Source organism: Pseudomonas umsongensis, assembly GCF_012647205.1.
Lineage (GTDB): Bacteria > Pseudomonadota > Gammaproteobacteria > Pseudomonadales > Pseudomonadaceae > Aquipseudomonas > Aquipseudomonas umsongensis.
The window spans coordinates 1,694,750-1,717,955 of the sequence record NZ_CP051487.1 but is presented as its reverse complement, the minus strand read 5'-3'; the positions used below and the strand labels follow the sequence as shown (position 1 = coordinate 1,717,955).

At 59.4% G+C, this 23,206-nt stretch carries 15 protein-coding genes and 1 pseudogene; 8 read left to right on the top strand and 8 right to left on the bottom strand.

Annotated features, from left to right (window positions below):
- The first annotated feature begins 176 nt into the window (after positions 1-176).
- Positions 177-725: a tyrosine-type recombinase/integrase gene (locus HGP31_RS07760; RefSeq protein WP_168757410.1), complete on the top strand. Its 549-nt coding sequence runs from the start codon at positions 177-179 to the stop codon at positions 723-725.
- Positions 726-1,439: 714 nt separating this feature from the next.
- Here HGP31_RS07760 and HGP31_RS07755 read toward each other — a convergent pair.
- Positions 1,440-2,780 (bottom strand): DEAD/DEAH box helicase, encoded by a 1,341-nt coding sequence (locus HGP31_RS07755; protein WP_033043023.1) that lies wholly within the window; start codon positions 2,778-2,780, stop codon positions 1,440-1,442.
- 192 nt (positions 2,781-2,972) lie between these two features.
- Here HGP31_RS07755 and HGP31_RS07750 point away from each other — a divergent pair, with 192 nt between their 5' ends.
- Positions 2,973-4,271: a mechanosensitive ion channel family protein gene (locus HGP31_RS07750; protein ID WP_033043017.1), complete on the top strand. Its 1,299-nt coding sequence runs from the start codon at positions 2,973-2,975 to the stop codon at positions 4,269-4,271.
- Between the two features lie 137 nt (positions 4,272-4,408).
- Positions 4,409-5,041 (top strand): isochorismate family cysteine hydrolase YcaC, encoded by a 633-nt coding sequence (ycaC, locus tag HGP31_RS07745; RefSeq protein ID WP_033043018.1) that lies wholly within the window; start codon positions 4,409-4,411, stop codon positions 5,039-5,041.
- Between the two features lie 150 nt (positions 5,042-5,191).
- Here ycaC and HGP31_RS07740 read toward each other — a convergent pair whose 3' ends face one another.
- The 4 genes from HGP31_RS07740 to HGP31_RS07725 all read right to left on the bottom strand — a co-directional run bounded on the left by HGP31_RS07740 (position 5,192) and on the right by HGP31_RS07725 (position 10,258).
- Complete coding sequence (locus tag HGP31_RS07740) at positions 5,192-6,835, bottom strand: acetolactate synthase large subunit (protein WP_020795415.1); 1,644 nt, start codon at positions 6,833-6,835, stop codon at positions 5,192-5,194.
- Between the two features lie 179 nt (positions 6,836-7,014).
- Positions 7,015-7,881 (bottom strand): carboxylate/amino acid/amine transporter, encoded by an 867-nt coding sequence (locus HGP31_RS07735; protein ID WP_020795416.1) that lies wholly within the window; start codon positions 7,879-7,881, stop codon positions 7,015-7,017.
- Positions 7,882-9,193: 1,312 nt separating this feature from the next.
- Entirely contained in the window at positions 9,194-9,793 is a 600-nt protein-coding gene (locus HGP31_RS07730) for an FMN-dependent NADH-azoreductase (RefSeq protein WP_033044030.1), read from the bottom strand.
- A gap of 150 nt (positions 9,794-9,943) precedes the next feature.
- Positions 9,944-10,258, bottom strand: a complete 315-nt coding sequence (locus HGP31_RS07725; protein ID WP_168757409.1) for a 3-phosphoglycerate kinase — start codon at positions 10,256-10,258, stop codon at positions 9,944-9,946.
- Positions 10,259-10,308: 50 nt separating this feature from the next.
- Here HGP31_RS07725 and HGP31_RS07720 point away from each other — a divergent pair, with 50 nt between their 5' ends.
- From HGP31_RS07720 to HGP31_RS07705, 4 genes and pseudogenes are all read left to right on the top strand, one after another.
- Entirely contained in the window at positions 10,309-11,232 is a 924-nt protein-coding gene (locus HGP31_RS07720) for a PA3225 family LysR-type transcriptional regulator (protein ID WP_020801289.1), read from the top strand.
- A 14-nt stretch (positions 11,233-11,246) separates the two neighbouring features.
- Positions 11,247-12,052: pseudogene (locus HGP31_RS07715) on the top strand (alpha/beta fold hydrolase).
- A 3-nt stretch (positions 12,053-12,055) separates the two neighbouring features.
- Complete coding sequence (locus HGP31_RS07710) at positions 12,056-12,613, top strand: peptidylprolyl isomerase A (protein WP_020801287.1); 558 nt, start codon at positions 12,056-12,058, stop codon at positions 12,611-12,613.
- A gap of 92 nt (positions 12,614-12,705) precedes the next feature.
- Positions 12,706-14,538 carry an ABC transporter ATP-binding protein gene (locus tag HGP31_RS07705; RefSeq protein ID WP_020801286.1) on the top strand — a complete coding sequence of 611 codons (1,833 nt, stop codon included), beginning with the start codon at positions 12,706-12,708 and terminating at the stop codon, positions 14,536-14,538.
- A 122-nt stretch (positions 14,539-14,660) separates the two neighbouring features.
- Here HGP31_RS07705 and HGP31_RS07700 read toward each other — a convergent pair whose 3' ends face one another.
- Positions 14,661-15,785 (bottom strand): GNAT family N-acetyltransferase, encoded by a 1,125-nt coding sequence (locus HGP31_RS07700; protein WP_168757408.1) that lies wholly within the window; start codon positions 15,783-15,785, stop codon positions 14,661-14,663.
- A 282-nt stretch (positions 15,786-16,067) separates the two neighbouring features.
- On the opposite strand from HGP31_RS07700, the gene HGP31_RS07695 reads away from it, so the two are divergent.
- Positions 16,068-17,387, top strand: coding sequence for a putative porin (locus HGP31_RS07695; RefSeq protein WP_151140929.1), 1,320 nt, complete (start codon positions 16,068-16,070; stop codon positions 17,385-17,387).
- A gap of 235 nt (positions 17,388-17,622) precedes the next feature.
- Here HGP31_RS07695 and HGP31_RS07690 read toward each other — a convergent pair whose 3' ends face one another.
- Positions 17,623-18,744, bottom strand: a complete 1,122-nt coding sequence (locus HGP31_RS07690) for a beta-ketoacyl-ACP synthase III (RefSeq protein ID WP_168757407.1) — start codon at positions 18,742-18,744, stop codon at positions 17,623-17,625.
- 359 nt (positions 18,745-19,103) lie between these two features.
- Positions 19,104-23,015 (bottom strand): ATP-dependent RNA helicase HrpA, encoded by a 3,912-nt coding sequence (gene hrpA, locus HGP31_RS07685; protein ID WP_168757406.1) that lies wholly within the window; start codon positions 23,013-23,015, stop codon positions 19,104-19,106.
- Positions 23,016-23,206: the final 191 nt, after the last annotated feature.

Below are 23,206 nucleotides of genomic sequence, written 5' to 3'. Positions count from 1 at the left end.
TGTGGCCTGGCGTCCCCTTCTCCCGCTGCGACGACGATCAGCTTCTAATTTACACAATGATATTCTGTTAACTAGCCAAGCCACGAATCCCTTGACATGCAGCACAATGGAGCGCAGTCTGAGTGCGTGACAACATTGTGTTAACTAGCCAAGCCAGCAATCTCAAGGGGTGAGTCATGAAACTTGTTGAGGCAGTGAAGACGGTAGAAGACATCGAGCTGGTTCGGCGCAAGCTGGAGTTAAACGCCCGAGGCAATACCTTGTATGCGGACATCTGGATGTTCGGCCTGCAAGTGGCTATGCGCATCAGCGATCTGCTTGATATCACCCTGCAACAGGCGCTGACGGGCCAGTTGGAGATCGTCGAAGGTAAGACCGGCAAGCTCAGGCAGATCAAGCTCAACGAGAAGGCACAGGGGATCGTCAAGACGCGATCAAAGCTTGGGGGCATATACCTGTTCGAGGTGGACAGCAACCGCGCCAAGGGCAAGCCAGTGAGCCGTGTGGCAGTCGCCAAGGCATTTAAGGCGGTAGGTGATGAGGTGGGTATCCGTCTCGGCACACACAGCATGCGCAAGACCCGAGGCTGGGTGATGCACCAAGCGGGCATCCCGATAGAGATGATCTGCAAAGTCCTGAACCACAGCAGTCCAGCCATCACCATGATGTACCTGGGAATCACGCAGGCCGAGATCGACTCTACTTACGAGCAGTTCGTAATATAGTGGCTAAGTAGTGGCACAACCCTGTTTTTAATACCTTTTAATACCTCTCAATGGGATCGAAGGTATTAAATTTCCAGGGCTCTAGCACAGGGGTTTGAGGCCGTTTTAGGGCCAAATTTAATAATTTAATACCTTTGCAAAAGTCAGCTTGGGATTCGGCTTCCGGCACCATGCCGCTGCTGGCTCCTACCCTTACCTACTCTTTTTTATAATTAAGGTATTAAAGGTATTAAAAGCATTAAAGCCGCATGAAACCCTTGTGCTAGAGCCATCGAAATTTAATACCCTATGCCGCCGCGAGGCATTAAATCCACCGTAGGAGGTATTAAGTGTGCCGTCCTCGCCATAACGCCACTGAAGCCAACAACCTGTGCCCTTCCTCGCCAGTGTCGCAGTACCTCGCCCTCACCCAAAATCGTATAAAAAACCGTATAGCGTTCTGCACGCCAAGGCCTTTGACCGCTCTAGAACGGTCGCAAGTCGCAATTCATGCTACTTGCCGGACAAGTGCCAGTTGATCGATCAGCGGCTAAAGGAACTGGGTACCGCAGAGAAGAAAGCGGAAAGCTAAAGATCAATAGATCAAAAAATCAAAAGATCGCAGCCTGCGGCAGCTCCTACCGGTGATTTGGTGTAGGAGCTGCCGCAGGCTGCGATCTTTTGATGTAAAAAACCCGGACACTGTCCGGGTTTTTATTGGGCTAGCCGAGGTGCTTACTCAGCGGCCGGCGCTTCTGGCTTGCGACGCTTGAGCGGGGCCATTCCGTCTTTGCTGACCAGAGAGTCGCTCTTGGGCCGGTTGACGCTCTTGCGCTTGGTTGGAGTCTTGGCGGCGACTTTTTTCTTGTCGCCCTTGGCGTCGGTCTTTTTCTTCTTCACGCCGACAGCCTTGCCGGAGGCCTTGACCTTTTTCGGTCCGCCGTAAGCGCCTTTGACTTCCTTGATGGTGCGACGCTCGAAGCTCTGCTTGAGGTAGCGCTCGATGCTCGACATCAGGTTCCAGTCGCCGTGGCAGATCAGCGAGATGGCCAGGCCATCGTTGCCGGCGCGGCCAGTACGACCGATACGGTGTACGTATTCGTCGCCGCTGCGCGGCATGTCGAAGTTGATCACCAGGTCCAGGCCGTCCACGTCCAGGCCGCGAGCGGCAACGTCGGTAGCCACGAGGATTTTCACCCCACCCTGCTTCAGACGGTCGATCGCCAGTTTGCGATCCTTCTGGTCCTTGTCGCCGTGCAGCACGAACGCCTTGTATTCCTGGGCTACCAGGCGGCCATAGATGCGGTCGGCCATGGCCCGGGTGTTGGTGAAGACGATGGCCTTCTGGTAGGTCTCGTTGGCCAGCAGCCAGTTGACGATCTGTTCTTTGTGCTGGTTGTGGTCAGCGGTGATGATCTGCTGACGGGTGGTCTCGTTCAGCTGGCTGACCGCGTTGAGCTGCAGGTGCTCAGGGTTGTTCAACACCTTGGCGACCATCTCGCGCAAGCCAGAACCACCGGTGGTGGCGGAGAACAACATGGTCTGCTGGCGGTTGGTGCACTCATCCACCAGACGCTGCACGTCTTCGGCGAAACCCATGTCGAGCATGCGGTCGGCTTCGTCGAGCACCAGCACTTCGACTTCTTTCAAATCGAGGTTACCGGCGTTCAGTTGCTCAATCATCCGCCCCGGCGTACCGATCAGGATGTCAGGCACCTTGCGCAGCATGGCAGCCTGGACCTTGAAGTCTTCACCGCCGGTGATCAGGCCGGACTTGATGAAGGTGAACTGCGCGAAGCGTTCAACCTCTTTCAAGGTTTGTTGGGCCAGCTCGCGGGTTGGCAGCAGGATCAGGGTCTTGATGCTGACACGGATCTTGGCCGGGCCGATCAAGCGGTTGAGGATCGGCAAGACAAATGCAGCGGTCTTGCCGCTACCGGTTTGCGCTGTCACCCGCAGGTCACGCCCTTGGAGCGCCAGCGGAATAGCCGCTGCTTGCACTGGCGTTGGCTCGACAAATTTAAGCTCGGCCACGGCTTTGAGCAGGCGTTCGTGCAAGGCGAATTCGGAAAACACGGGTGCTACCTCGAAGAAATACAAAAAAACAGCTGCATAGGTTACCGGTTTCGAGCGCGTAGGCCGAGTTTCTTTGTACAAAAGGCGGTAAACAGTGGTTTTTTTATTGCCCGATTTGTCACCGACGGTCATACAAAACGTCTTAAGTGCTCTAATCGTCCCCCGTGTCCCATTAAAGAATCGTTTTTGCCCATGGATATCAAACAGCTCTGGCTCAATGCCCAAGACCTCTGGGGTGCCCTTGACCAGCACCCGCTCGTGCATACCAGCCTGGCACTGGTGGTGTTGCTGGTCATTGCCCTGGTCCTCGGACGAGTGGCGCGCTACCTGATCCTGCACGCCAGCAAAATCCTCGGCCGCCAGCCGGCGCTGCACTGGATCAACGACTTGCGTCACAACAAGGTGTTCCAACGCTTGGCACAGATCACACCGTCGCTGGTCATCCAGTTCGGCCTGCACCTGGTCCCTGAGCTGAGCAAAACCGCGATGGTCTTCCTCGGCAACGTGGCACTGGCGTTCACCATTCTGTTCCTGCTGCTGTCGATCACGGCCCTGCTCAATGCCCTGCTGGACATCTACGCCCGCACCGAACACGCCCGCACCCGCTCGATCAAGGGCTATGTGCAACTGGCGAAAATGGTGTTGTACGTGTTTGGCGCGATCATCATCGTCGCCACATTGATCGACCGTTCGCCGCTGTTGCTGCTGTCGGGCCTGGGCGCCATGTCGGCGGTAATCCTGTTGGTCTACAAGGACACCCTGCTGTCGTTCGTCGCCAGCGTGCAGCTGACCAGCAACGACATGCTGCGGGTCGGCGACTGGATCGAGATGCCACAGGTCGGTGCCGATGGCGATGTCGTCGACATCACGCTGCATACGGTCAAGGTGCAGAATTTCGACAAGACCATCGTTTCGATCCCGACCTGGCGCCTGATGTCCGAATCATTCAAGAACTGGCGCGGCATGCAACAGTCCGGTGGCCGGCGGATCAAGCGCAGCCTGTTCATCGACGCCAGTGGCGTGCGGTTCATCCGCGATGACGAGGAACTGAGGCTGTCCCAGGTACACCTGCTGACCGACTACATCAGCCGTAAACAGGCCGAACTCAAGGCCTGGAACGAAGCCCAGGGCAATGTCGCGGCGATGTCGGCCAACCGCCGGCGCATGACCAATATCGGCACATTTCGCGCTTATGCGCTGGCGTATCTCAAGAGTCACCCAGAGATTCAGCCGAATATGACCTGCATGGTTCGACAAATGCAGACCACGGCCCAAGGTATTCCGCTGGAAATCTACTGCTTCACCCGCACCACGGCGTGGGCCGATTACGAGCGGATCCAGGGGGATATTTTCGATTACCTGCTGGCGGTGTTGCCGGAGTTTGGCTTGAGCCTTTATCAGCAGCCGAGTGGCGGGGATTTGCGGGCCGGGCTGTTGCCAGCGGTGCTGGGCGCGAGCCACATGCCGGAGGCCGAAAAACACGTTATGTAGCAACGCAAACCCTGTCCAGATTGTCTCTTCCAGGTTGACAGTTAAACGCTTTTCACCGGCTTTTTCTGCCTCATCGCAAACCCTAATCTGTGCTCATGTTGAACGAAGCCACTCACCTACCTCGAAAGGATTTCATCATGAGCAACGCTACCTACAACCGCCTGAACAAAGACGACGCCGTAGTTTTGTTGATTGACCACCAGACTGGCCTGATTTCCCTGGTTCAAGACTTTTCGCCCAACGAGTTCAAGAACAACGTGCTGGCACTGGCCGACGTGGCAAAATTCTTCGAGCTGCCCACCATCCTCACCACCAGCTTTGAACAAGGCCCCAATGGCCCACTGGTACCCGAACTCAAGGAAATGTTCCCGGACGCGCCCTACATAGCCCGACCTGGCCAGATCAACGCCTGGGACAACGAAGACTTCGTCAAGGCCATCAAGGCGACCGGTCGCAAGCAACTGATCATCGCCGGTGTGGTGACTGACGTCTGCGTGACCTTCCCAACGTTGTCTGCCCTCGCAGAAGGGTTTGAAGTGTTCGTAGTCACTGATTCTTCCGGCACCTTCAACTCCACCGTACAACAGGCAGCCTGGAACCGTATGACCCAGGCCGGGGCGCAAATGATGAACTGGTTCTCGGTCGCTTGCGAATTGCAGGGTGACTGGCGCAACGACATTGAAGGCCTGGGCAACCTGTTGTCCCAGCGCATCCCGAACTACCGCAACCTGATGAACAGCTACTCGGCAATGGCAGCGCGCCAGGCTTGATTGGCCATTGAGTTCAGACAACGCATACGCCAAAAGGGCCCTTGAAGGGCCCTTTTGTATTTGCACCTGCCAGGACTTCAATGCTTCAGCCTGCGCCCGCCTATGCTCGCGATCAGGTATACGAGCCCGTCAAAAAATCTTGCTGCGAAATCAAATGGCCGCGCTACGCTGGCGCAACTCCATGTTCAGTATGCGGTCGTTTTCGCTGTAATCGACAGGACAGTCGATCACATGCACACCGGGTGTCTTGACACAGTGTTCCAGCAGCGGCAGGAAACCCTCGGCGCTCTCCACGCGGTGACCATTGGCGCCATAGGCCTCGGCGTATTTAACGAAGTCCGGGTTACCGTAATCCAGGCCGAAATCGGTAAAGCCCATGTTCGCCTGCTTCCAGCGGATCATGCCGTAGCCGTCGTCCCGCAGGATCACCACGGTCAAATTCATGTTCAGGCGAACCGCTGTCTCCAACTCCTGGCTGTTCATCATGAAACCGCCGTCCCCACATACGGAGATCACCGGACGATCCGGGTACACCAAATGCGCGGCCATGGCGGAAGGCAGACCCGCCCCCATGGTCGCCAGCGCGTTGTCCAGCAGCACGGTGTTGGGCTTGTGAGCCTTGTAGTTGCGGGCAAACCAGATCTTGTAGATGCCATTGTCCAGGGCAACGATACCTTCAGAAGGCAACACGCGACGAATGTCGGCAACCAGGCGCTGTGGGTAGACCGGGAACCTGTTGTCGTCCGCCCCTTCGATGATCTGGGCTTCGTTCGCATCACGAATCGCCATCAGCCGTGTGAAATCCCAATGGCTGGTATCGTTCAGCGCTTCGCCGATCTGCCAGACGGCGTTGGCGATATCGCCAATGACTTCAATCTGCGGGAAATACACGGCATCGACTTCAGCAGAGCGGAAGTTGATGTGGATGACTTCGGTGCCGCCACGCACCATGAAGAATGGCGGCTTCTCGATCACATCGTGGCCGATGTTGACAATCAGGTCGGCAGCCTCGACGGCGCGGTGCACGAAGTCTCCCGACGACAACGCGGCATTGCCGAGAAAGCGCGGGTGGCGCTCATCAACCACGCCCTTGCCCATCTGGGTGGTGATAAAGGGAATGCCGGTATCGTCGATCAGTTGCTTCAAAACCTTGGCAGTCATCTTGCGGTTGGCACCTGCGCCAATCACCAGGATTGGACTGCGAGCGTTCTGCAACTTCTCGACGGCGGCCTCGACAGCCTTGTGCTCGGCCAATGGACGGCGATGCAGGCTCCGCGGCATCGGCATGCTATCGGTTTGCTCGGCGGCGATATCTTCCGGCAGTTCCAAGTGGACGGCTCCGGGCTTCTCCTCTTCAGCGAGACGAAACGCTTCACGCATCCGCGCCGGGATATTGTCTGCCGAGGCGAACTGGTGGGTGTACTTGGTGATCGGCGCCATCATGCCGCAGACGTCAATGATCTGAAAACGGCCTTGCTTGGACTTCTTGATCGGCTTCTGACCCGTAATCATCATCATGGGCATGCCGCCCAGGTAGGCGTACGCGCTGGCAGTCACCAAATTCGTTGCACCAGGGCCGAGGGTGGAAAGACTGACGCCAGTCTTACCCGTGAGGCGGCCGTACGTGGCGGCCATGAAGCCGGCGGATTGCTCGTGACGCGTCAGCACAAGCTTGATCGTCGACTTGCGTAGGGATTCAAGCAGGTCAAGGTTTTCCTCGCCGGGAATGCCGAATACATACTCGACGCCTTCACTTTCCAGGCATTGCACAACCACATCGGCAGCTTTGGCCATTTTCTTGTCTCACCTACGCTCGGCGGAAATCCGGTAATTGTTGAGTTTGTGTGCGCTCGACTCCTTGGACGCGCCACATACAGTGCCTTATAAAAAAACATCGACGTTCTATTTTCTCAATCGGTCGATTTAAAGGCGCACGCTAGAATGATAGACGGCCGTTTGCGCAAGCCGACGGATCAGTGCGCGATGGCTGGTTGGCGTACACCCAGCCGGCTGATCCACACCGCCATCAAGATCACCGAACCACCGAGCAATAATCGTCCCAATTCTTCATGCTGATTCCAGATAAGCAGGTTGATCAGCAGCCCCACCGGCACATGCAGGTTGTTCATCACCGCCAGCGTCCCGCCATTCACCAGGCACGCGCCCTTGTTCCACCAGTACAGCCCCAGCGCGGTCGAGACCAGGCCGAGGAACAACAGCACCGCCCATTGCAGCGGTGCTTCAGGCAGGAAGTTCTGTTTGCCGAACAACAGGAACGCCGGCAATGCCACCGCCAATGCCCCCAGGTAGAAATAGCCAAAACGCCGGTAATGTGGCAAGTCGCTGGGGTGACGTGCGACCAGATGTTTGTAGAGCACCTGCCCGGCGGCGTAGGTGAAGTTGGCCAGTTGCAGCAGCAGGAAACCCATGAAGAAGTCCGGGTTGATCCGGTCGAAGCGAATCACCGCGGCCCCCGCCACCGCCACCAGTGCCGCGATCAGGGCCCAGGGGTTGAAGCGACGGTTCAATGCGTCTTCGATCAGGGTCACGTGCAGCGGCGTGAGGATGGTGAACAGTAGCACTTCCGGCACCGTCAGCACGCGAAAGCTCAGGTACAGGCAGACGTACGTCACACCGAATTGCAGTGCGCCGATCAGCAACATGCCGCGCATGAAGGCCGGTTCCACCGAACGCCAGCGGGTCAGCGGGATAAACACCAGCCCCGCCAACAGCACGCGTATCAGCACCGCGAAGTAGCTGTCGACATGACCGGCCAGGTACTCGCCGATCAAACTGAAGGAAAACGCCTGGATCAGCGTGACAAAAAGTAGATAGCCCATGCTCGCCTCATTTCGAATGGCGGCGAAGATAGCGGTTTTTGACGGGGATCGCGAACAGTCAAACGATACAAAAACCCTGTGGGAGCGAGCCTGCTCGCGATAGCGGTGTGAAAGGCAACATCGATGTCGTCTGACACTCAGTCATCGCGAGCAGGCTCCCACAGGGGATCCAGGTACACCCGTAACAGTCAGGTCGGCTTTAAGGCCGCCTCGCTTTTGTTTTTGATCGCAGGCGCCCCGTTAACCACGATGGCCGAACGCAGGCCTTGCGCAGTGGGGAAACCGGCAGGACGCCGGTTTAGCCGCGCTGGGCCAAGGATGGCCCATCGCGGCGACCCACGGAGCAATGCCGGAGAGAGGGCATGCCGAGCCTAAGCGAGGCACCAAGTGGTGGGGCAAAAGCCTTTTGCTTCCTTTTTGCTGGGCCGGCACTCCGGCGTTTGAAAAAGGGAGTCGCTGTAAAAGCGAAACCATAAGCCGCCGTTACCGCAGCAATGGATATGTACTCCGACAACCAATTTCACACAGGGCTTCTTGTGACGTCCCCGCATCACCGTTGCGCACGGCTCAATTAATGCGTCGTCAGCGGAACGCGGAGCGTCCCTGGCGGCATTCCCACGCAGAGCGTGGGAACGATCAAAACACAGGCATCACCAAAAGCAGGTCGGCTTTAAGGCCGCCTCGCTTTGCTTTTGATCGCGGGCGCCCCGTTAACCACGATGGCCGAACGCAGGCCTTGCGCAGTGGGGAAACCGGCAGGACGCCGGTTTAGCCGCGCTGGGCCAAGGATGGCCCATCGCGGCGACCCACGGAGCAATGCCGGAGAGAGGGCATGCCGAGCCTAAGCGAGGCACCAAGTGGTGGGGCAAAAGCCTTTTGCTTCCTTTTTGCTGGGCCGGCACTCCGGCGTTTGAAAAAGGGAGTCGCTGTAAAAGCGAAACCATAAGCCGCCGTTACCGCAGCAATGGATATGTACGCAGGCAACCAATTTCACACAGGGCTTCCTGTGACACCCCGCATCACCGTTGCGCACGGCTCAATTAATGCGTCGTCAGTGGAACGCGGAGCGTCCCTGGCGGCATTCCCACGCAGAGCGTGGGAACGATCAATCGCCAGCAGGCTCGCTCCCACAGTGGTTATGGGTCCGTTCACAAAACCCTGGGCAAAAAAAAGCCCGATCTCGCTAAAGCGTTCAATCGGGCTAGAGCACTCAGGAGCAACAAGTGCAAAGGGAGGTTCGATGCGCGTGCAGGCTTGAAGGGTTACGCGCCAGGTCACTAGACCATCCAGTGATTATCTGGCGATTAACGGCTCAGGCCACCTGGGAAAGCTTGGCGTTCGCCTGGTTCAGGCCTTTCTCCTGGAAGTCGCCGCCCAGGTTCATGCCTTCGGCGTGGATGAACGTCACGTCGTGGATGCCGATGAAGCCCATGACCTGGCGCAGGTAGGGTTCCTGGTGATCCGCGGTGCTGCCGGCGTAGATCCCGCCGCGCGCCGTCAGTACATAAGCGCGCTTGCCACTGAGCAAACCCTGCGGTCCGGTTTCGGTGTACTTGAAGGTGACGCCGGCACGCAGCACATGGTCAAGCCAGGCCTTGAGGGTGCTCGGGATGGCGAAGTTGTACATCGGCGCGGCCATTACCAGCACGTCGGCGGCGAGCAACTCGTCGGTCAGCTGGTTGGAGCGCTCCAGGGAAAGTTGTTCGATGTCGCTGCGTTGCTCGGCGGGCTTCATCCAGCCGCCCAACAAGTTGATGTCCAGATGCGGCACCGGATTGACAGCCAGGTCGCGAACGGTGATCTGGTCGCCGGGGTGCGCGGCTTGCCACTGGCTGATGAAGGTCTGGGTCAGTTGACGGGAAACCGAGTCTTGCTGACGGGCACTGCTTTCGATGATCAGAACGCGGGACATGGTTTGTAGGCTCCATCTGAGAATGCTGTAAGTCGATGGAGTGAAGGTTAAACAGAGTCATATCGATGAAAAAGCGCAAATAACTGCTATAACCAATCGATAATTTCGTTTATAAGCGGAGCATCGGCAATTCGCGTGCTCCGCTGGAGGTCATTTCGGCTTGCAGGTCATGGTGATGTACAGCTTGATGATCTTGCGGTTGAACTTGGCTGAAAGATCCGCGCTTTTACCCGCGTCCAGGTTGATCCTGCGGGTCTTTGGCGATTCAGGACCGTTGCGAAACACCACCGAGCATTCGGCAGCGGTGTCGCCGTAGTTGTTCACGGTGATCGAGCCCATGTCGTAGTCGGAGGCATAGGTGGTGTAGTCGATCTTCAGTCCATTGAGCTCTTTTTGTACGTCGATCGGATAAGCAAACGCAGTCATTGGCAGCATCGCCAGCAACAAAGAACAGATTTTTTTCATTCAGCAGTCTCCAATAAGAACTGCGCAGCTTAGGACAACAGGAGCCCATCATGAAAGCGCCCCGCGTGACCCTTGATCAATGGCGAACGCTTCAAGCCGTGGTCGACCACGGCGGTTTCGCCCAGGCCGCCGAAGCGCTACACCGCTCGCAATCGTCGGTCAGCTACACTGTGGCGCGCATGCAAGACCAGCTCGGCGTGCCGTTGTTGCGCATCGACGGGCGCAAAGCGGTACTCACCGAGGCTGGCGGCGTGTTGCTGCGCCGCTCCCGGCAACTGGTGAAACAGGCCAGTCAGCTCGAAGACCTGGCCCATCACATGGAGCAAGGCTGGGAAGCTGAAGTGCGCCTGGTGGTCGATGCCGCCTACCCGAGCGCCCGCCTGGTCCGCGCGCTGACCGCGTTCATGCCGCAAAGCCGCGGCTGTCGCGTGCGTCTGCGCGAAGAGGTGCTGTCGGGTGTGGAGGAGGTCCTGCTCGAAGGCGTGGCCGACCTGGCCATCAGCAGTTTCAGCATTCCCGGTTACCTGGGCGCGGAATTGAGCGACGTCGAGTTCGTCGCGGTCGCGCATCCGGAACATCCCCTGCACCGCCTCAACCGCGAACTGAATTTCCAGGACCTGGAAAGCCAGCTGCAAGTGGTCATCCGCGACTCCGGGCGCCAGCAACCACGGGACGTCGGCTGGCTCGGTGCCGAACAACGCTGGACCGTCGGCAGCCTGGCCACCGCCGCCACTTTTGTCGGCAGCGGCCTGGGGTTCGCCTGGTTGCCAAGGCACATGATCGAACGCGAACTCAAGGAAGGTACGCTCAAGGTGCTACCGTTGGACCAGGGCGGCAGCCGCAACCCGAGCTTTTACCTGTATTCGAACAAGGAAAAACCGCTCGGCCCGGCGACGCAGATTCTTGTCGAGCTGCTGCGCACATTCGACACTGCACCCCTGGACGCACCGTTCGCCGCCCCAGAACAAGCCTGACACGGAGGTAATGCATGGCCTATTTCGAACACGAAGGTTGCAACCTGCACTACGAGGAATATGGCCACGGCACGCCGTTGCTGCTGGTCCACGGCCTGGGTTCCAGTACCCTCGACTGGGAAGAACAGATCCCGGCGCTCGCCGCCCGCTACCGGGTGATCGTCCCGGATGTGCGCGGTCACGGGCGCTCCGACAAACCCCGCGAGCGCTACAGCATCGCCGGGTTCAGCGCCGACCTGGTGGCGCTGATCGAGCACCTGAACCTGGAGCCCGTTCATTACGTAGGATTGTCGATGGGGGGCATGATCGGCTTTCAGCTGGGCGTGGACCAGCCGCAATTGCTCAAGAGCCTGTGCATCGTCAATAGCGCACCCGAGGTCAAGTTGCGCACCCGCGACGATTATTGGCAGTGGTTCAAGCGCTGGAGCCTGATGCGCGTACTCAGCCTCCACAGCATCGGCAAAGCCCTGGGTGGCAAACTGTTCCCCAAGCCAGGACAGGCTGATTTGCGACAAAAGATGGCCGAGCGCTGGGCAAAAAACGACAAACATGCTTATCTCGCCAGCTTCGATGCCATTGTTGGCTGGGGGGTGCAGGAACGACTTTCGAGGATTTCCTGTCCAACCCTCATCGTCAGCGCCGACCGCGACTACACGCCGGTCGCGCTGAAGGAAAACTACGTCAGGCTGCTGCCGAATGCGCGGCTGGCCGTGATCGCCGATTCGCGTCACGCTACCCCGCTGGACCAGCCCGAACGCTTCAACCAGACGCTGCTCGAATTTCTCACCGCAGTCGACACTTCCACACTCAGGATCACTGACCCATGCTGAAAAAAATCGCCCTCGCCGCTGGCTCCGTACTGTTTGCCGCCAACCTGATGGCGGCAACGCCTGCCAAGGCGCCGCACGTTCTTCTGGAAACCACCAACGGCCAGATCGAAATCGAACTGGACCCGGTCAAGGCCCCGATCAGTACCAAGAACTTCCTTGAGTACGTGGACAGCGGCTTCTACAACAACACGATCTTCCACCGCGTGATCCCGGGTTTCATGGTCCAGGGCGGCGGCTTCACCCAGCAAATGCAGCAAAAGGAAACCAAGGCGCCGATCAAGAACGAGCACAAGAACGGCCTGGTCAACGTTCGTGGCACCTTGTCCATGGCACGTACTTCGGTCCCTGACTCGGCGACCAGCCAGTTCTTCATCAACGTCAAGGACAACGATTTCCTCGACCAGGGTGATGGCTACGCGGTGTTCGGCAAAGTGGTCAAAGGTATGGACGTGGTGGACATCATCGTCAATTCGCCCACTACCGTGCGCAATGGCATGAAGGATGTGCCCGCCGACCCGGTGTTCATCAAGTCGGCCAAGCGCATCGACTAAGACTAAGCTGGACAAGGATGTCCGGGCCGTTGTCGGTGTTGCCGGCAACGCTCAAACCGTTGAAGGAGAGCCCGTTCGCGGGTGAATAACCGATGCTTTATCGCCGTTTCGAAAAACTGATCGACGTCTTCCGCGATGCCCCGACAGCCGCACCGCCGGATCGGGTCCTGCCTTTCTATACTTACTACCTCAAGCAGGTCTGGCCCAGTTTTGCCGCCCTGCTTATCGTCGGCCTGATCGGTGCACTGATCGAAGTAGCGCTGTTCAGCTACCTGAGCCGCATCATCGACCTGGCCCAGGGCACGCCCAACGCGGATTTTTTCAAGCAACACAGCCTCGAACTGACCTGGATGGTGGTGGTAGCACTGGTTTTGCGCCCGGTATTCGTCGGCCTGCATGACCTGCTGGTGCACCAGACCCTCAGCCCCAGCATGACCAGCCTGATTCGCTGGCAGAACCACAGCTACGTGCTCAAGCAGAGCCTGAATTTTTTCCAGAACGACTTCGCCGGGCGCATCGCCCAGCGCATCATGCAAACCGGCAACTCCCTGCGCGATTCCGCGGTGCAGGCGGTGGATGCGCTGTGGCATGTGCTGATCTACGCCATCAGCTCGCTGGTGCTGTTCGCCGAAGCCGACTGGCGCCTGATGATCCCGCTGCTGACCTGGATCATCGCCTTCATCAGCGCGCTCTACTACTTCGTGCCACGGGTCAAGGATCGCTCGGTGGTGGCCTCCGATGCGCGCTCCAAACTCATGGGGCGGATCGTCGACGGCTACACCAACATCACCACCCTGAAGCTGTTTGCCCACACCAACTTCGAGCAACAGTACGCCCGCGAAGCGATCAAGGAGCAAACCGAAAAAGCCCAACTGGCCGGCCGTGTCGTGACCAGCATGGACGTGGTCATCACCAGCATGAACGGCCTGTTGATCGTCAGCACCACCGGCCTGGCCCTGTGGCTGTGGACGCAGTCGCTGATCACCGTGGGCGCCATTGCACTCGCGACCGGGCTGGTGATCCGCATCGTCAACATGTCCGGCTGGATCATGTGGGTGGTTACCGGCATCTTCGAAAACATCGGCATGGTCCAGGATGGCTTGCAGAGCATTTCGCAGCCGGTCAGCGTGACTGACCGCGACCAGGCCAAACCCCTTGCGGTCGCCCGTGGCGAAGTACGTTTCGAAAATGTGGATTTCCACTACGGCAAGCAGAGCGGGATCATCGGCGGGCTCAACCTGACGATCAAACCCGGGGAGAAGATTGGCCTGATCGGTCCGTCCGGTGCGGGCAAGTCGACCCTGGTCAATCTGCTGCTGCGCCTGTATGACGTGGAAGGCGGGCGCATTCTCATCGACGGCCAGAACATCGCCGACGTCAGCCAGGAAAGCCTGCGCGAACGCATCGGCATGATTACCCAGGACACCTCCCTGCTGCATCGCTCGATCCGCGATAATTTGTTGTATGGCAAACCCGACGCCACCGATGCCGAACTCTGGGAAGCGGTGCACAAGGCCCGGGCCGACGGGTTCATCCCGCTGTTGTCCGACGCTGAAGGCCGCAGTGGTTTCGATGCCCATGTGGGGGAACGCGGGGTGAAGCTTTCCGGCGGCCAGCGCCAGCGCATTGCCATCGCCCGCGTCCTGCTCAAGGACGCGCCGATCCTGATCATGGACGAGGCTACCTCGGCCCTGGATTCGGAGGTCGAGGCGGCCATCCAGGAAAGCCTGGAAACCCTGATGCAGGGCAAGACCGTGATCGCCATCGCCCACCGACTCTCGACCATCGCCCGAATGGACCGGCTGGTAGTGCTGGAGAATGGCCGGATTGCCGAAACCGGCACTCACGCTGAACTACTGGCCCACGGCGGTTTGTATGCGCGGTTGTGGCAGCACCAGACGGGTGGGTTCGTCGGGATCGACTGAACCGCTCCGAAACCTTTGTGGGAGCGAGCCCGCTCGCGAAGACGGAGTGTCAGACAACACGTTTGTCGGCTGATAGACCGCCTTCGCGAGCAGGCTCGCTCCCACAGGAAACGGTGCGATGTTCAGGCTTGACGATAGGGTAACGCCGTCCTCGCATCCTCGGCGTAGGCCAGTACGCCTAGGCGCTCCTGGCGCAGGAAATCCTTGACCGCAGCTTTCAATCCGGGATGGCGCAGGTAGTGCCAGGAATGGGTGATCACCGGTTCAAAGCCGCGAATCAACTTGTGTTCGCCCTGGGCGCCGGCATCGAAACGCTGGTAGCCGTTGGCAATCGCGTAGTCCATACCCTGGTAGAAACAGGTCTCGAAATGCAGGCGGTCGAACTCCGCCAGGCAGCCCCAGTAACGACCATAGAAACTGTCGCCACCGACCAGGCTGAAGGCCATCGCCACCGGGCGTGAGCCTTGTTTGGCCAAAACGACTCGTATCGCCTGCGGCATGCGCTCGGCCAGCAGGCTGAAAAATTCCCGCGTCAGGTAAGGTCGTTGCCGGCGAACCGCGTAAGTGTTGGCGTAGCAGGCATAGACAAAATCCCACTGTGCCTCGGTCAGTTGCCGACCTTCGAGCCATTCGAATTCGATCCCCTGCCCGGCCACTTGCTCGCGTTCCTTGCGCATCTGCTTGCGTTTGCGCGAACTCAGGGCGTCGAGAAAATCCTGAAAGTCCCGATAGCCGCGGTTCTGCCAGTGGTACTGACAGCCGATGCGTTGCAGCCAGCCAGATTGTTCGGCCAGTGCGGCGTCGGTGAACGGGTCGGTGAAGTTGATATGGGCACTGGAGAGCTGTTCGATCTCCAGGTAGCCCGGCAGGCTCTTGAGCAATTCGAAACCATCTTCACCCCTGGCCGCCAGCAAGCGCGGGCCGCTGACCGGGCTGAACGGCACGGCGGTCAAAAGCTTGGGGTAGTAATCGATGCCGGCGCGTTCGCAGGCATCGGCCCAGGCGTGGTCGAACACGTACTCGCCGTAGGAATGCCATTTGCGGTAGCTGGGCAACGCAGCGATCAGTCGTTCACCTTCAACGTGCAGCAAATGTTCGGGTTGCCAGCCGGAATGGGGTCCCACACTACCACTGTCTTCCAACGCGCCGAGAAACCCGTGCCGCAGAAATGGCTGGTTCTCGGGTACCAGCGCATCCCAGGTTTTCGGGTCGATTTCCGACAGGTTTTGCAGGCGTTGCAACGGCATCACCGTCCTCACTCTTCATGGCGTGAAAGCTTGGCGAGTATCGCCTATCGCTGTGCATTGCACACGGGCAATTCGACGACAGCGCTCTGGATCAATCGTTTGCAACGACTGGGCACCGTCACAGACATGCCATCACTCTGCCACTGCACTGTCATAAACCATCGCGATACTGGCGCCTGTTTTTAGAGCGCCGGGTTATATCCGGCCACTGTTTTCCGTCCACCCCATGGTCGGTTGTGCCCAGGATGGTCCAGCCATCCACTCTCATCTTCGGAGATTGATATGCGTCTTGCTTCCACGAAAACTGCGGCGGCCTTGTGTGGCGGCCTGTTGCTGGCCATTAGTGTTCCTGCCAGCGCTGCAGTCGACGCCAAACTGCTCGACATGCTCAAGGCTAACGGCTCGATTACCAACGCCCAGTACAGCGAACTGCAAGCCGAGCTGGCACGGGACCAGAAAGACCAGCAAATCGCTCGTCAGGCCCAGCAAGAGACCAACGAGCAGATCGCGGCAACCGCGAAGAAAACCAATGAGCTGAGCACCTTCGACCAGAAACTGGCGTGGGCGGCCAAGACCCAATTCAAGGGCGACGTGCGTTTCCGACAGGAAAACGTCCACAACGATGGCGTTTCCAACAACAAGGACCAGGATCGCCAGCGCATAAGGGCCCGCCTGGGCGCGTTCAGCGAAATCAACCCGCAAGTCGACACCGGCATCCGTATTGCCACCGGCAGCAGCGACGACGCTCGCTCCACCAACCAGGACCTGAACAACTACTTCGACAAGAAGCAGATCTGGCTGGACCTGGGTTATGTCGACTACCACCCCGACGCCATCAAGAACCTGCACGTGATCGGCGGCAAGATGCTGCAGCCGTGGGTGAGCATGGGCGACATCATCTGGGATAGCGACATCAACCCGGAAGGCCTGGCCCTGACTTACAAATACCCGCTGGGCAATACCGAACTGTTCGGCAGCGCCGGTCACTACACTCTCAAGGACAACGTCGACGGCGAAGGGGTGCAGTTCAAGCACGACCTGCGCCTGTACGCTGGTCAATTGGGTGCGCGTTTCGCCATCACCGACAACCTGAAAATGACCGTGGGCGGCAGCCTCTACAACTACGACAACGACGAAGACAGCGCCTGCACCGCCAGCACCTCGCCATGCGCGCTGGCCGTCAACGGTAACACCCCGGGCGAGCAGTTCCGCCTGTGGGAAGGGTTCAGCCAGATCGACATCGGCGGCCTGCCAATGCCGCTGTCGCTGTACGGCCAGTACGTCCACAACGCCGAAGCCAGCAACGACAAGGACACCGGTTGGCTGGCCGGCGTCAAGACCAAGGTCTACGGCTTTGGCCTGGACTACAACTACCGCGACGTGCAGCAAAACGCGGTGGTGGGTGCCTTCACCGACTCTGACTTTGCCAACGGCTTCACCGGTTCGCGCGGCAGCAAGCTGAAAGTCAGCTACGAGCTCGACAAGAACTTCACCCTCGGTGCGACGTATTTCATGGCGAACTCCGACTACACCAACGCCAGCGTCAACCTGAAGGACTCCGACATCAACACCCTGCAACTGGATGCCGAAGCGAAGTTCTGATTTCCCGCTACACGACTCCGGCACGGATGCCTGAGCCACTCTTGCAGCCTGGCGTTGATCTATCGGTCCCCATCATCCTCCGATAGGTCAACGCCGGGCTGTTTCTATTGGCGTAAAAAAAGATCGCAGCCTGCGGCAGCTCCTACGCGAACGGGTTCAACGCAATATCGCGATTGAACATCGATCCATGTAGGAGCTGCCGCAGGCTGCGATCTTTTCAGCTACGGCGAAAAACTCAGCGTTTGCGCAGCAACACGCTACCGATCGAGTAACCAGCGCCGAACGAGCTGAGCACCGCCAGCGAGCCCGCGGCCAGATCATCCTGGTGCTTGTGGAATGCAATCACCGAACCTGCCGAACTGGTATTGGCATAGGTATCGAGAATCACCGGCGCTTCCTGCTCGGTGGCTTCACGGCCCAGCAGCTTCCTGACGATCAGGTGATTCATGCTGAGGTTGGCCTGGTGCAGCCAGAAGCGCTTCACGTCATTGACGTTGAGCTGATTCTCTTCCAGGTGCGCAGCGATCAGCTCGGCGACCATCGGGCAGACTTCCTTGAACACCTTGCGGCCTTCCTGCACGAACAGTTTGTCCTTGGCACCGATGCCCTCTTCCGCGGCGCGGTTGAGGAAGCCGAAGTTATTGCGGATGTTGTTGGAGAACTTGGTCAGCAGCTTGGTGCTGACAATGTCGAACTGGTGACTGGAGGTGGCGAGGTCAGCGCGCTCGATGATCACCGCGGTAGCGGCATCGCCGAAGATGAAGTGGCTGTCGCGATCGCGGAAGTTCAGGTGGCCAGTGCAAACTTCCGGGTTGACCATCAGGATCGCCCGGGCCTGGCCCAGCTGGACGCTATTGGCCGCGGCCTGGATGCCGAAGGTGGCCGAGGAGCAGGCCACGTTCATGTCGAAACCAAAACCCTGGATGCCCAGCGCTTCCTGGACTTCGATGGCGATGGCCGGGTAGGCGCGTTGCAGGTTGGAGCAGGCGACGATCACGCCGTCGATGTCCGCGGCGGTTTTGCCGGCACGTTGCAGGGCTTGTTCAGCTGCGCCGATGGCCATCTGGCAAAGCACCGACCATTCGTCGTTGGAACGCTCCGACAAGCGTGGCGCCATGCGCTGGGGGTCGAGAATGCCTTCCTTGTCCATGACAAAACGGCTTTTGATGCCGGAGGCTTTCTCGATGAACGCTGCGCTGGATTCGGTCAACGCCTCGACTTCGCCGCGGGCGATGGCCTCGGCGTTGTCGGTGTTGAATTGAGCGACATAAGCATTGAAAGACTGCACCAGCTCTTCGTTGGAGATGCTGTTGGCCGGGGTGTACAGGCCGGTGCCGCTGATGACGACGTTATGCATGGTCGTGTCTCTAATCTGTTCAGGCAGAAAGTATTGGCACAGTCGTACCAATACGCAAAGGGTCTATTTCCGTCCCGGGGACGCAAACCTGGCATCGCTTGATCCGTCGCGCGAGCTGGCCGAAGGCTCTAGCCCGTGAAACTGGCGCTTATGGTCGCGAAGTTTGCCATAAACCTTGGATTTTCGCCCCTTTTGCAAATACGGCGGTACGACGCGATACCTGTAGGAGCGAGCATGCTCCGGGCGGCGTTCCGACGATGGACTTGAGGACGCCGCGGGGTATCAGGCACCCAGCGTCATCGTTGACGTCCATCGCGAAGGTGCGACGATTCGACATGCTCGCTCCTACAGAGGCCATGTCAGGGCTCGACCTGGCTCCATTGCTTGTTCAGGCGCTTGTCCGAGATCGGTACTTTGGTCCCCAGTTGCTGGGCGAATAGCGAAACCCGATATTCCTCCAGCCACCAGCGATACAGCTCCAGCTGTGGATCGCGCTTGCCTTCCTGGGCGTGTTTGTTGGCGCGGGTCTGGTATTGCGTCCAGAGGCCGGACAACTCGCCGCTCCAGACCCGATCCCGTTGCACCTGGGCGCCGATTTTTTCGAAACGCTGTTCGATGGCCTTGAGGTAGCGTGGCAGTTCCTTGAGCCACTGCATCGGCGTTTCCCGGACAAATCCCGGATACACCAGGTGGCTGAGCTGCTGCTTGATGTCGTTCAGGGCCACGGCTTGCGCCAGGTCGATCTTGCCCTTGAAGCGCTTTTGCAGGCCGTGCCAGTGCTTGAGGATTTCCAGAGTCAGTTTCGCCACGCGTTCGGCATGTTCGGTCCAGGTACCGCGCTTGCGTTCGGCCAACGACGCCAACCCGGCACCGTCGCGTGGCAGCGGGTCTTCACCGTCGAGGATGCAGCTGTCGAGGCTGGCCAACAGTATGTCTTCGACCAGTGCATCAACACGGCCCATGTCGCGATACAGCAGCCCCAGTTCGGTCAGGCCCGGCAACTTGCCGCGCAGGAACTTCGCCGGTTCCGCCAGTTGTTGCAGCAGCAAGCGCTGCAGGGCGCGGCGATGTTGGAACTCGGCTTCGGCCGGAGTCGAGAACCGTCCTTCCTTGACCGTCCCCGCCTCTTCCACCAGCGCCGGATAGACCGTCATCGACAGGCCGGCGATCTTCTGCTGGGTTTTCTCGGCGACGGCGGCGAACACTTTCGGTTCGACCGGCTGCTGGCTTTTCGCGGTTTGCGGTACCGCCAGGGCAGCCTGGCTGGCTTCGGCGAAACGCGCCGTCAGTTCGGCCAGGTCGCGTCCTTCGCCGAGAAACTTGCCCTGGGCGTCGACGATTTCCAGGTTCATCCGCAGATGGCTTTCGACCTGTTGTGCCGCCTCGCTCCAGGCTTCATCGCTGACCCGGGCGCCGGTCATGCGCAACAACTCGCGACCCAAGGCTTGTGGCAACGAGCCTTCAGCGAAGGTCATGCGCTGCAACGCGGCTTTGACGAAATCCGGCACCGGCACGAAATTCTTGCGCAAGGCCTTGGGCAAGTTACGCACCAGCGCAATGCACTTGGCTTCGATCACGCCCGGCACCAGCCACTCCAGGCGCTCCGGCGGCAGCATCGGCAACAGCGGTGCCGGTACCCGCAGGGTCACGCCATCACGCGGGTGGTTCGGTTCGAAGTGGTAGCTCAGGGCCAGTTCCAGGTCGCCGATGTGCAGCGTGTCCGGATAATGCTGGGCAGTGACTTCACTGGCTTCGCGGGCCAGCACGTCTTCCTCGCGCATGATCAGCAGTTGCGGGTCTTTCTGGCTGTTGATCCGATACCAGCTGTCGAAGGTCGCGGTCTGGTGGATTTCTGCCGGCAGGCGCGCATCGTAGAAGGCGTAGAGGGTTTCTTCGTCAGCCAGGATGTCGCGGCGACGGGCCTTGGCTTCCAGCTCGTCGAGTTGTTCGAGCAATTGCTTGTTAGCGGTCAGGCATTTGGCTTTCGACTGAATCTCGCCGCGCACCAACGCTTCACGGATGAACAGTTCACGGGACACCACGGGATCAACCGGACCGTAATGCACCGGCCGGCGGCCGACCACGATCAGCCCGAACAGGGTGATCTGCTCGAAGGCCACGACCTGGCCACGCTTCTTCTCCCAATGGGGTTCGAAGTGGTTTTTCTTGATCAGGTGCCCGGCCAGCGGCTCGATCCAGTCGGCATCGATCTTGGCCACCATGCGTGCATACAGCTTGGTGGTTTCCACCAGTTCGGCGGTCATCAGCCATTGCGGACGCTTCTTGCCGATACCTGACGAGGGGTGAATCCAGAATCGTCGCTGACGCGCGCCGAGGTAATCGCCGTCTTCGGTTTTCTGGCCGATCTGGCTCAGCAACCCCACCAGCACCGCCTTGTGCAGTTTTGGATAGTCCGCCGGCTCTTTATTGAGGCTCAACTGCATGTCGCGGCAGATCAGGCTCAATTGGCGATGGGAGTCGCGCCATTCACGCAGACGCAGGTAATTCAGGAAATTCTTGCGACACCAGTTGCGCAGCGGGCTCGCCGTCAGCGCCTGGCGCTGCTCTTCGAAACCGCGCCACAGGTTGACCAGCCCGGCGAAGTCCGAGTCGGTATCTTTCCATTGCGCATGGGCCTGATCCGCCGCTTGCTGGCGTTCCGGCGGACGTTCGCGCGGGTCCTGGATCGACATGGCACTGGCGACGATCAGCACTTCCTGCAGGCTGCCGAGCTTCGCCGCTTCGAGCAGCATGCGGCCCATGCGCGGGTCCACCGGCAGCCGCGCCAATTGGCGACCAAGGGGGGTCAACTGGCTGTTGCGGTCTACTGCCGAGAGTTCTTGCAGCAGGTTGAAACCGTCGCTGATCGCCTTGCCATCTGGCGGTTCGATAAACGGGAACGCGGTGATTTCGCCGAGGCGCAGGTGCAGCATCTGCAAAATAACCGCGGCCAGGTTGGTGCGCAGGATTTCCGGATCGGTAAATTCCGGACGCCCGAGGAAATCCTCTTCGCTGTACAGGCGCACACAGATGCCCGGCTCGACCCGTCCGCATCGGCCCTTACGCTGGTTGGCGCTGGCCTGGGAAATGGCTTCGATCGGCAGGCGCTGGACCTTGGCGCGGTAGCTGTAGCGACTGATGCGCGCAGTGCCGCTGTCGATCACGTATCGGATGCCCGGCACGGTCAGCGAGGTTTCCGCGACGTTGGTCGCCAGCACCACGCGACGGCCCGGGTGCGACTGGAAAATCCGCTGCTGCTCGGCCGGCGACAGGCGCGCGTACAACGGCAGGATCTCGGTGTGTTTGAGCTGGGCCTTGCGCAGCATGTCGGCGGCGTCGCGAATCTCGCGCTCGCCGGGCAGGAACACGAGCACGTCACCGGGGCTGCGGCGTTCGCTGCGCTCATAGGCGGCAATTTCATCGAGGGTGGCGAGGATCGCCTGATCCACCGTCAGGTCGTCTTCGACGCGGTTGCCCTCCTCGTCCTGTTCCAGGGTCAGCGGGCGATACCAGGTGTCCACCGGGAAGGTGCGACCGGAGACCTCGACAATCGGCGCATCGTCGAAATGCTTGGAGAAGCGCTCCAGGTCGATGGTCGCCGACGTGATGATGACTTTCAGGTCCGGACGACGCGGCAGCAGGGTTTTCAGGTAACCGAGCAGGAAGTCGATGTTGAGGCTGCGTTCGTGGGCTTCGTCGACGATGATGGTGTCGTAGCGTTCCAGATAACGGTCGTTCTGGGTTTCCGCCAGCAGGATGCCGTCGGTCATCAGCTTGATCAACGTATTGGAATCGCTCTGGTCTTCGAACCGCACCTGATAGCCGACCAGGGCACCCAACGGCGTGCCGAGTTCTTCGGCCACACGGGCGGCCACGCTGCGCGCGGCGATCCGACGCGGTTGGGTGTGGCCGATCAGGCCATGTTGGCCGCGCCCGATTTCCAGGCAGATCTTCGGCAGCTGGGTGGTTTTACCCGACCCGGTTTCGCCGGCAATGATCAGCACCTGATGCTGTTGCAGGGCCTTCTTGATTTCGTCGCGCTTGGCGGCGATCGGCAGGCTGTCGTCGTAACGAATCACCGGCAGGCTGGCACGGCGGGCCAGCACCTGGTCACAGGACGCCTGCATCCGCGCTACCCACTGGGCCAGTTTGGCCTCGTCGGGTTTCTTGCGCAGCTCAAGCAACTGCCGCCGCAGCCGGTGGCGGTCGGCGAGCATGGCGTGATCGAGGTTTTTCAGCAGTTTGTCGATGGAGGGCGATTCGTCGGTCATCAGGTACGCAATTCAGTCGTCTAGTGGCGCAGGGGGCGGATTGTCGCAGATTTGGGCTTCCGTGTGATCGCTGGTTCCCTGATCGTTCCCACGCTCTGCGTGGGAATGCATCAAGTGACGCTCCGCGTCACAGGGACGCGGAGCGTCCTGGGCGGCATTCCCACGCAGAGCGTGGGAACGATCTGTGTGGG

Excerpts from the sequence above, each read along its gene's own strand:
- HGP31_RS07760 (WP_168757410.1), top strand. The coding sequence starts at position 177 with ATGAAACTTGTTGAGGCAGTGAAGACGGTAGAAGACATCGAGCTGGTT.
- HGP31_RS07750 (WP_033043017.1), top strand. The coding sequence starts at position 2,973 with ATGGATATCAAACAGCTCTGGCTCAATGCCCAAGACCTCTGGGGTGCC.
- ycaC (WP_033043018.1), top strand. The coding sequence starts at position 4,409 with ATGAGCAACGCTACCTACAACCGCCTGAACAAAGACGACGCCGTAGTT.
- HGP31_RS07740 (WP_020795415.1), bottom strand. The coding sequence starts at position 6,835 with ATGGCCAAAGCTGCCGATGTGGTTGTGCAATGCCTGGAAAGTGAAGGC.
- HGP31_RS07735 (WP_020795416.1), bottom strand. The coding sequence starts at position 7,881 with ATGGGCTATCTACTTTTTGTCACGCTGATCCAGGCGTTTTCCTTCAGT.
- HGP31_RS07730 (WP_033044030.1), bottom strand. The coding sequence starts at position 9,793 with ATGTCCCGCGTTCTGATCATCGAAAGCAGTGCCCGTCAGCAAGACTCG.
- HGP31_RS07725 (WP_168757409.1), bottom strand. The coding sequence starts at position 10,258 with ATGAAAAAAATCTGTTCTTTGTTGCTGGCGATGCTGCCAATGACTGCG.
- HGP31_RS07720 (WP_020801289.1), top strand. The coding sequence starts at position 10,309 with ATGAAAGCGCCCCGCGTGACCCTTGATCAATGGCGAACGCTTCAAGCC.
- HGP31_RS07710 (WP_020801287.1), top strand. The coding sequence starts at position 12,056 with ATGCTGAAAAAAATCGCCCTCGCCGCTGGCTCCGTACTGTTTGCCGCC.
- HGP31_RS07705 (WP_020801286.1), top strand. The coding sequence starts at position 12,706 with ATGCTTTATCGCCGTTTCGAAAAACTGATCGACGTCTTCCGCGATGCC.
- HGP31_RS07700 (WP_168757408.1), bottom strand. The coding sequence starts at position 15,785 with ATGCCGTTGCAACGCCTGCAAAACCTGTCGGAAATCGACCCGAAAACC.
- HGP31_RS07695 (WP_151140929.1), top strand. The coding sequence starts at position 16,068 with ATGCGTCTTGCTTCCACGAAAACTGCGGCGGCCTTGTGTGGCGGCCTG.
- HGP31_RS07690 (WP_168757407.1), bottom strand. The coding sequence starts at position 18,744 with ATGCATAACGTCGTCATCAGCGGCACCGGCCTGTACACCCCGGCCAAC.
- hrpA (WP_168757406.1), bottom strand. The coding sequence starts at position 23,015 with ATGACCGACGAATCGCCCTCCATCGACAAACTGCTGAAAAACCTCGAT.